The 14,442-nt window shown below is 58.1% G+C and carries 14 protein-coding genes and 1 tRNA gene; 9 read left to right on the top strand and 6 right to left on the bottom strand.

The genetic code is table 11. The features are described from left to right. Nucleotides 1–80 precede the first annotated feature (80 nt). Nucleotides 81–1,466: a GABA permease gene (gene gabP / locus ACTORR_RS12295; RefSeq protein ID WP_054886712.1), complete on the bottom strand. Its 1,386-nt coding sequence runs from the start codon at nt 1,464–1,466 to the stop codon at nt 81–83. Between the two features lie 633 nt (nt 1,467–2,099). On the opposite strand from gabP, the gene ACTORR_RS12300 reads away from it, so the two are divergent. From ACTORR_RS12300 to ACTORR_RS12320, 5 genes are all read left to right on the top strand, one after another. After that, on the top strand, nt 2,100–2,873 hold the full coding sequence (locus tag ACTORR_RS12300; protein ID WP_054886713.1) for an ABC transporter ATP-binding protein: 774 nt from the start codon (nt 2,100–2,102) through the stop codon (nt 2,871–2,873). Nucleotides 2,874–2,884: 11 nt separating this feature from the next. Continuing rightward, the gene (locus tag ACTORR_RS12305; protein ID WP_099813793.1) at nt 2,885–3,637 is read left to right on the top strand and encodes an ABC transporter substrate-binding protein; all 753 of its coding nucleotides are present in this window, start codon (nt 2,885–2,887) and stop codon (nt 3,635–3,637) included. Nucleotides 3,638–3,690: 53 nt separating this feature from the next. Further along, entirely contained in the window at nt 3,691–4,383 is a 693-nt protein-coding gene (locus ACTORR_RS12310) for an ABC transporter permease (RefSeq protein ID WP_054886715.1), read from the top strand. Beyond that, nucleotides 4,383–5,072, top strand: a complete 690-nt coding sequence (locus tag ACTORR_RS12315) for an ABC transporter permease (RefSeq protein WP_054886716.1) — start codon at nt 4,383–4,385, stop codon at nt 5,070–5,072. Before ACTORR_RS12310 ends, ACTORR_RS12315 begins: the two co-directional genes overlap by 1 nt. Before the next feature lie 137 nt (nt 5,073–5,209). Beyond that, on the top strand, nt 5,210–6,415 hold the full coding sequence (locus ACTORR_RS12320) for a methyltransferase (RefSeq protein WP_313365988.1): 1,206 nt from the start codon (nt 5,210–5,212) through the stop codon (nt 6,413–6,415). Nucleotides 6,416–6,671: 256 nt separating this feature from the next. Here the strand turns inward: ACTORR_RS12320 and ACTORR_RS12325 are convergent, their stop codons facing one another. Beyond that, nucleotides 6,672–6,944, bottom strand: a complete 273-nt coding sequence (locus ACTORR_RS12325) for a DUF3077 domain-containing protein (protein WP_313365987.1) — start codon at nt 6,942–6,944, stop codon at nt 6,672–6,674. Then, the gene (locus tag ACTORR_RS12330; protein WP_313365986.1) at nt 6,937–7,209 is read right to left on the bottom strand and encodes a hypothetical protein; all 273 of its coding nucleotides are present in this window, start codon (nt 7,207–7,209) and stop codon (nt 6,937–6,939) included. The genes ACTORR_RS12325 and ACTORR_RS12330 overlap by 8 nt, the downstream gene beginning before the upstream one ends. A gap of 484 nt (nt 7,210–7,693) precedes the next feature. Here ACTORR_RS12330 and ACTORR_RS12335 point away from each other — a divergent pair, with 484 nt between their 5' ends. Both ACTORR_RS12335 and ACTORR_RS12340 read left to right on the top strand, forming a co-directional pair. After that, a complete protein-coding gene (locus ACTORR_RS12335; RefSeq protein ID WP_313365985.1) occupies nt 7,694–7,942 on the top strand; it encodes a hypothetical protein in 249 nt (82 codons plus the stop codon). 97 nt (nt 7,943–8,039) lie between these two features. Continuing rightward, nucleotides 8,040–8,115: transfer RNA gene (locus ACTORR_RS12340), tRNA-Thr, on the top strand. A gap of 339 nt (nt 8,116–8,454) precedes the next feature. Here ACTORR_RS12340 and ACTORR_RS12345 read toward each other — a convergent pair. Beyond that, nucleotides 8,455–8,658 (bottom strand): hypothetical protein, encoded by a 204-nt coding sequence (locus ACTORR_RS12345; RefSeq protein WP_313364476.1) that lies wholly within the window; start codon nt 8,656–8,658, stop codon nt 8,455–8,457. Nucleotides 8,659–9,167: 509 nt separating this feature from the next. Here ACTORR_RS12345 and ACTORR_RS12350 point away from each other — a divergent pair. Next, a complete protein-coding gene (locus tag ACTORR_RS12350; RefSeq protein WP_313364475.1) occupies nt 9,168–9,794 on the top strand; it encodes a hypothetical protein in 627 nt (208 codons plus the stop codon). A 922-nt stretch (nt 9,795–10,716) separates the two neighbouring features. On the opposite strand, the gene ACTORR_RS12355 is transcribed toward ACTORR_RS12350, so the two are convergent. Together ACTORR_RS12355 and ACTORR_RS12360 are read right to left on the bottom strand one after the other, a co-directional pair. Continuing rightward, nucleotides 10,717–11,934 (bottom strand): hypothetical protein, encoded by a 1,218-nt coding sequence (locus ACTORR_RS12355; protein WP_313364474.1) that lies wholly within the window; start codon nt 11,932–11,934, stop codon nt 10,717–10,719. 74 nt (nt 11,935–12,008) lie between these two features. Further along, nucleotides 12,009–12,704, bottom strand: coding sequence for a hypothetical protein (locus tag ACTORR_RS12360; RefSeq protein WP_313364473.1), 696 nt, complete (start codon nt 12,702–12,704; stop codon nt 12,009–12,011). Nucleotides 12,705–12,943: 239 nt separating this feature from the next. On the opposite strand from ACTORR_RS12360, the gene ACTORR_RS12365 reads away from it, so the two are divergent. Beyond that, nucleotides 12,944–13,800 (top strand): IS5 family transposase gene (locus tag ACTORR_RS12365; protein WP_441343646.1). Its coding sequence is split into 2 segments (ribosomal slippage): nt 12,944–13,285 and nt 13,288–13,800, totalling 855 coding nucleotides; the frame shifts between segments, so codons are not numbered across the junction. The last annotated feature ends 642 nt before the right edge of the window (nt 13,801–14,442 follow it).

Below are 14,442 nucleotides of genomic sequence, written 5' to 3' on the forward strand. Positions count from 1 at the left end.
CCCGCGAAAGGGCCGGTACAGACAATAAAAAAGGCCGCACCCTGCAGAGGATGCGGCCTTTTCATTTCAAGCAGCGCGGATCAGTTATCCAGCGCCACCCGCCCGGCAGCTTCACGCTTGCGGTGCACCAGCAAGCCCGCCGCCACCACGCCAATGCTCAACAGCGCAGTCGCGATGATCTCGGCACGGTGGTCCTCACGCAGCGCCATCACCGCCAGCACGGCAACGATGAAGGCGATGGTCGCCCAGGTCAGGCCCGGGAACAGCCACATCTTGAAGGCAATCTTCTCGCCACGTGCCTCACGCTGGCTGCGCATGCGCAGTTGCGACACGGCAATCACCAGGTACACCAGCAGCGCGATGGCGCCAGAGCTGGCCAGCAGGAACTCGAACACCTGGGCCGGGGCCACGTAGTTGGCGAACACGCAGAGGAACGCGGCAGCGGTCGACAGCAGCACGGCCACATGCGGGGTAGCCGCCTTGGTGGTGCGCTGGGCGATGGCCGGGGCGTCGCCACGCTTGCTCAGCGAGAACAGCATGCGCGACGAGGTGTACAGCGCCGAGTTCAGGCAGCTGGTCACGGCGACCAGTACGACGATGTCGACGATCAGCTTGGCGTTCGGCACACCGATGCGGCTCAGCACGGTCTGGTAGGAACCGACTTCTGCCAGGGCCGGGTCGTTCCACGGTACCAGGGCAACAACGAGGAAGATCGACACCAGGTAGAACAGGCAGATACGCCAGATCACCGAGTTGGTAGCGCGGCTGATCTGCTTGCCCGGGTCTTTCGATTCGGCTGCAGCGATGGTGACGATTTCGGTACCCATGAACGAGAACATGGTGGTCAGCATGGCCGCCAGCACCGCGCCCAGGCCGTTAGGCATGAAGCCCTGGGTATCGAACAGGTGCGAAGCGCCGCTCACCTGGCTGCTTGGCACGAAGCCAAACATGGCGATGCAGCCAACGACGATGAAGCCGATGATCGCCAGTACCTTGAGCAGGGCGAACCAGAACTCGAACTCACCGTAGTTCTTCACGCTGCACAGGTTGGTCAGGGTCAGCGCCAAGGTAATAAGAAGCGAGAAGGCCCACAGGTCCACCGACGGGAACCAGGCGTGAAGAATGGCCGCAGCGGCGTTGGCTTCCAGCGGAATCACCAGCACCCAGAACCACCAGTACAACCAGCCAATGGTAAAACCGGCCCAGCGGCCAATGGCGCGGTCGGCATAAGTAGAGAACGAACCGGTATCCGGCGAGGCAATCGCCATTTCACCGAGCATGCGCATCACCAGTACCACCAAGGTACCCGCGGCGGCATAGGCCAGCAGTACGGCCGGGCCGGCCGCTGCGATAGCGTGGCCGGACCCCACGAACAGACCGGCGCCGATAACGCCAGCAATGGACAGCATGGTGACATGCCGTTGTTTGAGCCCCTGAGCGAGGTCATTGGAATTGTTACCGCTCATTAAAACTACCTTTGTAAGGAGTGGACCACTCCGATTGCGTTAACAGAGCGTACCTGGGGTTGACCTAGGCATCGCTGCAATCGGCGGTTTCCTACTGGCAATAACCGCGCCATGTGCGCAAAACGTTCGTCAGGTGGATATGCCAGCCTATCAAATACGCGGCTTGCAGGGCATTCGGCCAATCTTTGACCGAAAGGACGCCAAATCTCCATGCCAAGTCTGGATTACGGAAATACCCACTTACAATCGCACCAAAGGTGCTCCCCGGTAACACCTTTGCACCAGTGCAATGCACAAAAGTGCAACCAGCAGGTACAACCCTCCCCGCCAACTTCAACAGGCTACGGTCGCACCCGCAGCAACGAGCCAGACCCGCGAATGGTCTAAAAGCGCTTCCCAGTGCCGGCCAAAACTGGCACCATCGCGCCTTTTTTCATCAAGGCTACGGCGCTGGGCGAGACCCTTTGCGGACATCTGCGCGACGTTGCACTGCAACGATGCGACAAACTGCCCCGGCAACGCCTTGAGCCCCCTGCGACCCTGTTGGCCGTCATATTGCCGCTATGCTAGCGTGGCGCTCGCCAGGAAGGCCGCCAACAGCTGGGAACGCACCCGATCACATGAGGACCGCACATGGCCCAGGCCACGCCCGCGCTGGAAATCCGCAATCTGCACAAACGCTACGGCGAGCAGGAAATTCTCAAGGGCATTTCGCTGACCGCGCGCGATGGTGACGTGATCTCCATCCTGGGGTCGTCCGGCTCCGGCAAGTCCACCCTGCTGCGCTGCATCAACCTGTTGGAAAACCCCCACCAGGGTGAAATCCTCGTCGCCGGCGAGAGCCTCAAGCTCAAGGCCGCAAAGAACGGTGACCTGATCGCCGCCGACAATCGCCAGATCAACCGCCTGCGCAGCGAGATCGGCTTCGTCTTCCAGAACTTCAACCTGTGGCCGCACATGTCGATCCTCGACAACATCATCGAAGCGCCGCGTCGCGTGCTCGGCCAGAGCAAGGCCGAAGCCATCGAAGCCGCCGAAGCGCTGTTGAACAAGGTCGGCATCCACGACAAGCGCCACAGCTACCCCGCCCAACTTTCCGGTGGCCAGCAGCAACGCGCTGCCATCGCCCGCACCCTGGCCATGAAGCCCAAGGTCATCCTGTTCGACGAGCCGACCTCGGCGCTCGATCCGGAAATGGTCCAGGAAGTGCTTAACGTTATCCGCGCACTGGCCGAAGAAGGCCGTACCATGCTGCTGGTGACGCACGAGATGAACTTTGCCCGCCAGGTGTCCAGTGAAGTGGTCTTCCTGCACCAGGGCCTGGTTGAAGAGCAAGGATCGCCGCAGCAGGTCTTCGAGAACCCGACCTCGGCGCGTTGCAAGCAATTCATGTCCAGCCACCGCTAACGGAGCAATACATGCACATTTACAAGAAGTTCCTCCTGGCAGCCGCTGCCACCCTGGTGATGTCGGCAAACGCCATGGCCGCGGAAAAACTGCGCATGGGTATCGAAGCCGCCTACCCACCGTTCAACAACAAGGATGCCAGCGGTAACGTCGTCGGCTTCGACAAGGACATCGGCGACGCCCTGTGCGCCAAGATGAAGGTCGAGTGCGACGTGGTCACCTCCGACTGGGATGGCATCATCCCGGCCCTGAATGCCAAGAAGTTCGACTTCCTGGTGTCGTCGCTGTCGATCACCGACGAGCGCAAGCAGGCCGTCGACTTCACCGACCCGTACTACTCCAACAAGCTGCAGTTCATCGCGCCGAAGAACGTCGACTTCAAGACCGACAAGGCGTCGCTCAAAGGCAAGGTGATCGGCACCCAGCGCGCTACCCTGGCGGGCACCTGGCTGGAAGACAACTACGGCAACGACGTAGATATCAAGCTGTACGACACCCAGGAAAACGCCTACCTGGACCTGGTGTCCGGCCGTATCGACGGCATCCTGGCCGACAAGTACGTGCAGTACGAGTGGCTCAAGAGCAAGGACGGCATGAACTTCGAGTTCAAGGGCGAGCCAGTGGTCGACAGCGACAAGATCGGCATCGCCGTGCGTAAAGGTGACCCTCTGCGTGAGAAGCTGAACAAGGCCTTGGCGGAAATCAAGGCTGACGGTACGTACAAGAAGATCAACGACAAGTACTTCCCATTCAGCATCGAATGATCCGCTCCGACCTGCGCGCCCCGGGGCGCGCAGGTCCCTAGAATGACCTGCCCATGAATATCGACCTGCACGGATTCGGTCCGGCCATGATGGCTGGCACCCTGATGACCGTAAAACTGGCGCTCTGCGCCCTGTTGCTGGGGCTGGTCCTGGGCCTGCTCGGCGCCCTGGCCAAGACTTCCACGATCAAGCCGCTGCAATGGCTTGGCGGTTTCTACTCGACCCTGGTGCGCGGCGTGCCCGAGTTGCTCTGGGTTCTGCTCATCTACTTCGGCACCGTCGGCCTGATGAACAGCCTCGGCGAAGCCCTGAACATGCCAGGCCTCGAGCTGAGCGCGTTCGCCGCCGGTGTCATCGCCCTGGGCCTGTGCTTCGGCGCCTATGCCACCGAAGTGTTTCGCGGCGCGATCCTGGCGATTCCCAAGGGCCACCGTGAGGCCGGCCTGGCACTGGGCCTGTCCAAGGGCCGTATCCTGTCGCGGATCATCCTGCCACAGATGTGGCGCATCGCCCTGCCGGGCCTGGGCAACCTGTTCATGATCCTGATGAAGGACACCGCGCTGGTGTCGGTGATCGGCCTGGAAGAAATCATGCGCCATGCGCAGATCGGCGTGACCGTGACCAAGGAGCCGTTCACCTTCTACATGGTCGCCGCCTGTATCTATCTGAGCCTCACGATCATCGCCATGACCGGCATGCACTTCATGGAAAAACGCGCCGCTCGCGGCTTTGCGAGGGCTGAATAATGAATTGGGAAGTCATCATCAAGTGGCTGCCGCGCCTGGCCCAGGGCGCGACCCTGACCCTGGAGCTGGTGGCCATAGCCGTGGTTGCCGGGCTGATCCTGGCCATCCCGCTGGGCATCGCCCGCTCCTCGCGCCACTGGTACGTGCGCGCCGTGCCGTTCAGCTACATTTTCTTCTTCCGCGGCACGCCGCTGCTGGTGCAGCTGTTCCTGGTGTACTACGGCCTGGCGCAGTTCGACGCAGTGCGCTCGAGCAGCCTGTGGCCGTACCTACGCGATCCGTTCTGGTGCACGGTGCTGACCATGACCCTGCACACCGCCGCCTACATCGCCGAGATCCTGCGCGGTGCGCTGCAGTCGATCCCCAAGGGTGAAATCGAAGCCGCACGGGCACTAGGCATGTCGCGGGGCAAGACGCTGTTCTACATCATGCTGCCACGAGCCTCGCGCATCGGCCTGCCGGCCTACAGCAACGAAGTGATCCTGATGCTCAAGGCCAGTGCCCTGGCCAGTACCGTGACCCTGCTGGAACTGACCGGCATGGCCCGTACCATCATTGCCCGGACCTACCTGCCGGTAGAGATCTTCTTCGCTGCCGGGGTGTTCTACCTGGTGATCTCGTTCGTGCTGGTGCAAGGCTTCAAACTGCTGGAGCGCTGGTTGCGCGTGGACGCCTGCCAGGGTCGTTGAAACTCTCACTGCCGTCTTCGCGGGCACGCCCGCTCCCACAGGTACTGCGCCATTCTTGAGGTTGGCGCTATACCTGTGGGAGCGGGCGTGCCCGCGAAGAGGCCCTCAAAACCACCACACACCTCAAGCCCCGCCCCATGTCCACCTACCTCCACAGCCACCACCTGAACGACCGCTTCCAGGCCCTCGACCAGTTCCTGACCGAGCACCAACCGCTGTGGAAACCCCGGCCCTTCACCGCCCTGCGCCTGGACTGGGAAAGCAAATACCCAGAACTCGCCGCCCACCTGCGCCAGTGCACCCTGGCCGACGCCGAAGCCGACACCAATCCACAAGGCCTGCCCGCCCCATTCCCGCAACTGGCGGCGCAAGCCGAGCAACTGTCGGCCCTAGGCGAGCTCCCCGACACCGGCCTGCCCACCGCCGGCCACCGCCTGGACGTCAACGTCCCCGGCCGTAAATGGCAGCAGATCGAAGCCTTCAGCCGCCGCTTGGGCTTTCGCGAACACACCCGTCACTGGCTCGACTGGTGCTCCGGCAAAGGCCACCTCGGCCGCCGCCTGCTGCAACCCGGCCAGCAGCTGACATGCCTGGAATACAATCCCGAGCTGGTGGCCGCCGGCCAGGCCCTGAGCGACCACCATCACCTGCCCGCGACCCACGTCCACCAGGATGTGATGGCTGCCGACAGCACCCAGCACCTGAACCACGAGAAAAGCGTGGTCGCCCTGCACGCCTGCGGCGAACTGCACGTGCACCTGCTGCGCCAGGCCAGCCAGCACGGCTGCCGCCACCTGGCCGTGGCCCCTTGCTGCTATAACCGCATCCCGGGCGAGTACTATCAGCCGTTATCCACAGCCGCACAGAACTCCTCGCTGCAGTTGAGCATGATCGACCTGGGCCTGCCGCTGAACGAAGCCGTCACCGCCAGCGCCCGCGTGCGCCACCAACGCGACTGCTCCATGGCCCGGCGCCTGGGCTTCGACCTGCTGCAGCGCGAACAGCGCCAGTGCGATGAATACCTGTCCACCCCTTCCCTGCCAGTCGCCTGGCTGGACAAGCCTTTCGAGCAGTATTGCCGTGAGCTGGCCGACCTGCGCGGTGTGGCGTTACGCGGTAACCCGGACTGGGCCGCGCTGGAGGCCGCCGGCTGGCAGCGCCTGGCCGAAGTACGCAACCTCGAACGCCTGCGCAACCTGTTCCGCCGCCCGCTGGAACTGTGGCTGGTGCTCGATCGCGCCCTGTTCCTCGAAGAACAGGGCTACGACGTGCGTTTGGGCACTTTCTGCGACTACCCGCTCACCCCACGCAACCTGTTGCTACTGGCCGAACGTGGCCGTTAGCCGCAGCACAACCTGTGGATAACTCTGTGAACAAGCTTTTGATGACTGGACGGAGCCAAGCGCTATTTCAAACGCTTGGCTTATTCCTAGATGCGGCTCAAGCCCAGTAAAAACAGGTGTTTGCGCAAAGACCGGCGGTACGCAGAAGCGGCATGCCTTTCGCGCACGGCGGCAATGCCTCTTGTGCATAAACAAACATTCGATTAGGCAATGGGCCTCCTGTGGAAGCGGGCACACCCGCGAAACGGCCCTCGAATCAATGCACCTTGTTCTTGGCAATCTCGATATCGTTCATCAGTGCTTTTGCCAGGGCCAGCAGATAATCCGCAGCGCCCAAAAGCTTATGGTCATCCTCCATATCTCCCTCGCGCACCAGGTGTTTGATATAGCCGAGCAACACCGAAACATGCTCGTAGGCCTGGTCGATCGGGATACCCGGCTGCACGCGCAACAAATCCACTGTCGGATTTCCTGCTTCCAGGAAGGTTTCCACGCCTGCCGTGACGATGGTATTAGCGGTATCACTCATGCGCCTGCCCCTCTTCATCGCTCATGCTCGCCATCGCATGCTGGAACAGGATCAGTGCCGATTCGGCCGCAAAGGCGGCGTTGGCCAGCGTGTTCAAGCCAGGTTCGCCAGCGTGAAGGCGGCAGTGTTCGTCGATGGTTTCGGCGACGCCGCGGATGAGCTCGGCGCCATGGGTGACGGCGTCTTCGGGGGAGATGTCGCTGTGGACGGAGAAATATGGGGTTTGAATCAAACAACGGGGTGGATCAGGGACGATCTTTTTCATGGTCGAATTCCTACATTCATTAAGGAATTGCCACTTCTTGATCTTTCTCACGGAACAGAGGCGGCAACCGTACACGGGGTGAGAAACCGAGTGAATGTAGGAAGCTCGGCCAGACCAAGGTCTGCCCGTGCACGGTCGCCATAACGCAGCCGATACATTCAAGTCGGGTTCTCACACCCGGTCGCCAGGATTTGACGACCCGAGAACGTTAACGGTGGGGTACTTCCCCGCCAACAGTGAAGGGTCGACTGCGCGCGTAGGATAATTCCCAAATACTCCAATCCTGAAGCATTTAGTCTCAAGTTCAGAAATCCCTCACAATATCACCACGGTCTCTGTGGGAGCGGGTTCACCCGCGAAGAGGCCCGACGGTGTATCATCCGCCCCCCAAATCATTAAAAAGCTACGTCGCACGCTGCCCGCCAGCCCTGCGACCATCTGGCGTTGCGCCAGAATCGACAATGGACTAACGGACTAAACCATCGTGACCCAAGCCAAATCCCTCGCCCTGCTAGCCTTCACCTTGACCCTGGGCGCCTGCGCCAGCGATCCCGCCCCGCACCCTGCCAGCAATCTGGACTGGAACACCCCCGGCATGCAGCTGGGCGGCGACAACGGCCTGCCCCTGCGCGTGGAAAGCCCCTGCCGCAAGCGTGGCTGCGACAACGACAAGCTGTTTTTCAACCCCGGCAAGACCGAACCGAACGTCAACACCATCCACCGCGGCTGGTAAGAAAATATCCTTTTGGGCCGGTGACTTAGGCTATTTGCACGCTTTCGCAAGGAAGTGGTTTACAGGCGCCAACCGATCGTTATAATGACGCCCCATCGCCGGTATAGCTCAGATGGTAGAGCAACTGACTTGTAATCAGTAGGTCCCGGGTTCGATTCCTGGTGCCGGCACCATATAAATCAACGACTTAGGCTCACCTTACGGTGGGCCTTTTTCGTTTCTGGGGTTTTGCCCTCGATTTTTCCCCGTTCGTTCCCCGTTTCTCAAATCATCCGCCTCGGAGGGAGACCCAGTGAGCGCCGGCTGGGCTGGATTGCTCATGCAACCAAGCCGATGCCAGGGGGGTTGTGTATAGCCATTGTTTAAGCGGTGCCCAGGGGGTTATGTATAGCCGGGTACCACTCCCCTGAACGATGGGGTGGCGCTTCACCACCCAATGACCCTGAGTGCTCGCTGGCGGGTGTTGCGATGACAGTAACCACTTGTCCAGGCAACTACGGAGAATCCCGTAATTACAGCCCCATCTGCCTGATGATCCTGCGCGGCTCCATTCCATCGCGTAGCGCCCGGCTGGCGTCCAGGGTCATCTGGTCGAGCGCCTTGCTCTCGAATGCCTCAGCCATGGCAGCGGCCTTACTGACAATCAGTAGCGCCAGCTCAGGCGGAAAAGTGATCGGTTCTGGGTCGGGTAGGTAGTCGCAGTCGATAACGGACATGGTGCGGTCCTCGATGTGATGGTGCTTAACAGGATGAACTGCGCGCCTCATTTTCTGATAACTGCCCAGCTCCCGGTAGCCCACGGTGGGCAGCTCGGTCGTTTGCTGGGCCTGCGTCACCTGCAGATTTGTGTTGCTCCTGCGCTTTCTCGTCAGACCTCCTGGCCAACCCTGGCCTGACGGACTTTCGCCGCCAGGATCAGGTCGCCCTAGGCCTGCCCTTGCTCCGCCGCCAGGTCTGCTTGGTTCTAGCGCACGGCGGCGGACGTTATTGCCGACTCTGTACCGCGTCGAGAGCCAACCCACCGTGTCGATTTCTACACAACGTGTCGTTATCCACTCACTGGAGCTGGGCGAGTCGATCGATATAGGTAGTTTCGCCGAGGGTGCCCTTTCGCTGTCTTCCTCACTACCAAGGACCGTGTCCGCGGGAACTCCATCGTCATTTGTGCCTTGCCGCTCAGAGCCTCAGCGTCAGAAAATCAGACGAATCACGGAGAGAATGAACAATGCAGAAACAGATCTCAGGCCTACTGAACACCGCGCTGCTTTTCGTGGCCATTGCATTGCAATGCACACTGTTGGCTCTTGATAGAGGGATCAAAGAAGGGTTTGAGATCTTGGATCATCTTGGCTCTTTCCTTGGAGGAGCTGCGGGCCTGTTCGCCGCATGCGTTGCATTGCTAGGGTTCAATATATGGAAGAAACAGATTACTCATGGAAAATCGCTAACCCACATCTGGGAGGCGATGGTAGCCGCGCAAAAGCTCGAAACCCACATGGCGATCGCCAGCCTCAACCTTGTGCTACGTCATCAGGACGATAGTGGCTTCTTCGACGAAGCTATTCGGCATGACCGGACGGAGTCAGCTAAACTCCTGGCCGAACTGAGGGAAGCGTGTACCGTGATTGATGTTATCGCGGCCAGAAACGGCGTGGAATTGACCAACCGGTGTGCGTTCTGGGAAAGCCGGCTCCAAAACATAAATAGCTTTGCTGACAATCCCGGAGATCTTGCCGCGCGCGATTCGCTGGTCGCTTGGACCGACGAATTAAGAACGCGGATGGAGCACGCAGACGGAGAAGGTAAGGTATTGCGGAGAGCGCTCGAGAAGCTGGAGAGAAGATTCAGCTGATCATCTAATGGCCAGGTTTTGCCTAGGTTCTAGCCTTCCAGCGTTTCTTGACGGACATACACAGCGACTTTTGACAGCCTTCGCTCCAGCCGGTCAGTCAGACTCAGCTCCAGCCCTTGTACAGCAAGGCTTACAGCCGATCATGCACAAGCGTCAGCGGCTCAATCCGTCAAGCGTGGTCAGAAATTTCCGTCAAGGACTGTCAAGGGCGGGTCTAGGGTGCTGGCCATTCTGGACAGAGCAAGCTGGCCAGGCATGATCGAGCTGCCCGCGCACCAGGCACGCGGCTGGCTTCATGGCGTCCTACCTGCTGGCGCTGGCGCAAATCCGCCCAGAGCCTGTCCAGAATTCGGGCTTCGGCACTAGACGGTGTAGCCCGTGCCAGCCCATCACGCATAGGCCCAGGCCAAGCCCGGCAAGTGATCCAGCGCAGGGGGCCACCGCTCACCGTCTAGTAGGGTCTAGTGCGGGTCTAGTCTCACCAGGCGATTCTGGACGGGCGTTCGACCGGAACAGACCACCACAAAGCCGGCAGCCCAGGTATCACAAGCCATAGCGCCAACATCACCGCGCAGCGCCTGCTGCCGATCTGTCCAGAGTGGTCCAAAATCCGTCAAAGGTCTGTCAGGGGTATGAGGCGGCCAGGTCCCCGACTTTGACGGCCTCAAGATCCGGGAAGACCTCAGACGTCCGGCGACAGAGGCTACTGCCAGCAGCCTGGCCCGTGGTCCGTCAAGCGTGATCAAAGCACTAGCGATGTGAGACGGCGCCGGCAACCACTATTACCGGTACGTGCCAGGATATGGCCCCAGGCGTCCAGAGCATGCGGCGGTCCTTCTCATACCTGTCTCACATTCGGAGGAGGAACATTTTTCAGCTGTCTGCTGATCCAATGTTCTTGCGATCACTACCGAAGAAAAAATTATTTCTTTTTCGCAAGAGCTTTACGAAACTCATCATACAGCTCCTGAGCAGTTGGATATCGCCCCATCAAACTATCAGCCTTACCATAATCAAGTGTTTGAACATTCATAAAGCAAACCCCACCACTGGATATGAAGCGCTCCAACAGTAACCATTCTTCGGTTTCGTCTTTACCTTCCGCAAAGTCAATGTACTCCGCCTTAGCCCAGCAATCATGACCACCGGTCCTGAATCCTCGCTGACACAGGGTACCGTCAAATTCTCTGAGATATGGAGTATCACCAAGCTCCGGCAATCCGCCTGAGTAGATATAAATTAGAGGCGACATATTTCCATCAATCTCTGGAATGTATACAACCATTCCAGATATGCCAATTTGATACTCGCACATATTGTCTTTCGCCCAGATAGAGAGCACATCATCCGGAGAAATCCCCACAACTTCAGATTCACCTGAACAGTGCATGTTAGCCATATCAAACCCGTAGCTAACCTCCCCGCCTTGAATAGCTCTCAGAATCGCACACGCAACTTTTGGACTATCTACTAAGAACACCCCAGGACACGTAACATCGTTTATATTATTCTCTTCAAGGGCTGACACCAGCCTTCCTATCGCCTCATGCTTAGCTCTATTACTATGGGCACCATGAACCGCCGTGTACGACTCAAAAGCCTTATCAAGCTTTTTCTTATTCTGACTTCCCGTATATTTATCTCCCAGCGCCTTAGAAAAGAAAACATCTAACTGAACCATAAACTTAGAGAGAACAGACGAGACTTCGTACTCGTTCAATGTTGCCGAGCTATGAGTGATGCTGTTTCGCCATTTTTGAACCTTAAGCAAATTGGCCTTTAGCTTACCGTCAATCTCAACATCACATATATCAACAAGACGATCAATCGACTCACTAAAGCTTACGGTGTGAACACCGTCATATTCGTAGAGCTCCGCTATCTCCCCAGCCCGCCGCTTTACACACGCCTGTTTATACTTGGCATTTACTTCAGAGTAGATCAAGATTTCATTTATATCTCTCAGCAAGCACTTAAACAGTATTTCTACACCGTGTTGCACAGCCAACGTAACGTCTTTCAATAAAAAAAATCTTTCGCGCTCACCCTTACCGGCAGCCTTTACCTCCTCGTATTTTTTTAGATGGTCATATGCCTTCTCTAAGGAATCCAATCCGTTATCAATCAAAGATATCTTCATACCCGCAACAACCTAGTTAAATTTTTAAAACCATCCGCACCGCTAGTCACAACTGACTTCGACGGCACCCTCGGCTACTTCCCAAATACCCAGAAGTCACAACTGAAATTGTTCAGCCCTTGATTTTCTTTAGTTTGGAACGTCGCGGGAATCCCAGAGCCGTTTCGCCCCTCTCTGAAATAATCTCTGACAGCCTGAAGCCCAAGGCTCATCAAGTGTTCCCACTCCCTTCTAAGTTTGTCTTGGAGGTCTTGATTCTGTTTGGCGGCGCTGGGCTTTCGACTGGTGCTCGGCATCACATAGCGGAGGTGAGAGCATGCCTGGTGTGTAAAGGTGATCGTCCCGTACTCCCATCCATCGCTAGTCGACCGACGCCAGCGGTAACTGACCTGAGCGCTCAATTTCTCGGTGAAGTAGGTCGGCTGCATAAACTGGTCATCGACGTAGAAGTGCAAACCTTCTTCCGCTTCGACTTCCAGACGGTGTTTCATCTGCGAGACTGCGTGTGCCAGGTCATCGCCAGCAGTACGGACTTCATATTCAGTCTCAGCACGTTTCTTAGCTGACTTGGCGTCACCGTGCCTGGTCACCGCTCGCTCAAACACCCTTAAAAGGTTCGCCACATATGGGCCGCAGGTCGAAAGCCGGAAGCGCTGCAGAGACGCAGCAGACTCGCCAGCAATGCATCCATCGATAGCCTTATCCAGTGCTGAAATATCGATTGCCTTCAAAGCGTCCTGCTGGGAGCGAGGGATATTTATCTCACCCATTTCTTTTCCCTTTTCGTTTTTTGGGGTGTGACCCTCACCAGGCGGGTGAGGATCACATTCCCGTGGAGAATACCCAAAGTCTGATCATGCTGGACAACCTCGTGAGAAGGTAGGCGGTGCCTTCCAGTTCAAAGGGCTCAACTCTAGGCTCTGTACGAAATCCCGAGAAACCTAATCGTCGCTCCTTTAGCGCTGAGATTTTGTAGAGTCACGCGCCATTAACGGAAAGGAATTCTGTGATGGCAAGGCGCTACGAACTCACGGACGAGGCCTGGGATGTGGTCTCCGATCTCTTCATCGAAACCCATGGCCGAGGCCGGCCCCGACTGAGCGACCGGCTGATGCTCGATGGCGTGCTGTGGGTGCTCTGCTCAGGTGCTGCATGGCGAGATATGCCAGAGCGCTTCGGCCCATGGTCAACCGTGTATCAACGGTTTCGGGGCTGGCGAAACCAAGGGACTTTCGAGCAGATGCTCAAACGTCTGCACCTGCGATTGAATGAGCAGGGCTTGATCGATCTGCAAACTTGGATGATCGACTCAACCGCAATACGCGCAACCCGAGCCTCATCTGGCGCCGGGAAAAAAGGGGGCCTGACGAGCCTGCCGATCATGCTCTAGGCCGCAGTCGCGGTGGCCTGACAACCAAAATCCACATGCTCTGCGACGCCAACGGAACACCGCTGCGCTTTCTCCTCTCTGGCGGTCAAGCCAGTGACATCAGCTACGCACAACCACTGTTGGACGAGGTCAGCATTCCATCGAGCCAACGTGGCCGCCCGCGCAAGCGCTGCAAATGGCTACTTGCCGACAAGGGCTACGACGCAGAAGCGCTACGCCGCTACTGCGATCAATATCGAATACAACCCGTCATCCCGCTGCGCTCGATGAAGCGCAAGCCCAAGCCTGGCTTACCAAGACTGTTTGAGCGGCCCAAATACCGACAGCGCAACATCATCGAGCGCATGTTCGGCTGGCTGAAAGAGAACCGCCGGATCGTGACCCGCTTCGACAAGCTCGCGAACAGTTATGCCGCCATGGTCTTACTGGCTTGCTCCATGCGGTGTTTGCGACATCTCTTTTCGTACAGAGCCTAAGCATGCCGACTCCAGATGGGGGGGCGATACCTGTCAAGGATGACATGCTTTGGTTCGGACCCGGATGGGTTAATCCGGGCGACTGGATCATGGTTTACACGGCAGCGGGCAACACCACTATCAATCCCAGCCCTCATGTTGTAGCCGGGGGAACAATGCAGCCTCGTGTAATCAATTTGCACTGGGGCAAAGATCACACGTTTTTTCAGAATCGAGCACTGAGTCCGATGCTTGTGCGACTCAACGGAGTGAGCAGTCCTCCGCAAGCGCAGCCTGCGTATCAAGGAAATCTAGGTGCAATGATGTATCCACGCATCATGTGAACGTGACATTTGACGACGCCCCTCTTACGGGCGCTGGATTTGATGTTGAGCCATGGGGAAAAGGTTAGGTCGGTTAGGTTTCTTGCGAACAGACTGAATCCCTCTGAAATTCAACCCCACTCGCCGCATTGAGCCCGCAGTGAATCAAGATCTTGCCAGTCCATCGGATCCGATGGCTGGTCAGGCCCGAGGGTTGGCCTCATGCAGTTCGCCCATCTCTCGAAGCCACGCAGTCTGCATCCGTAGATTCCCCAAAGCCTTGCAATTACAGACAATCGAAGCGTTATCAGATAGCATTCGCCCAAATGGCTCCGCGTAC

The organism is Pseudomonas sp. SAR267, assembly GCF_052077595.1.
GTDB lineage: Bacteria > Pseudomonadota > Gammaproteobacteria > Pseudomonadales > Pseudomonadaceae > Aquipseudomonas > Aquipseudomonas vlassakiae.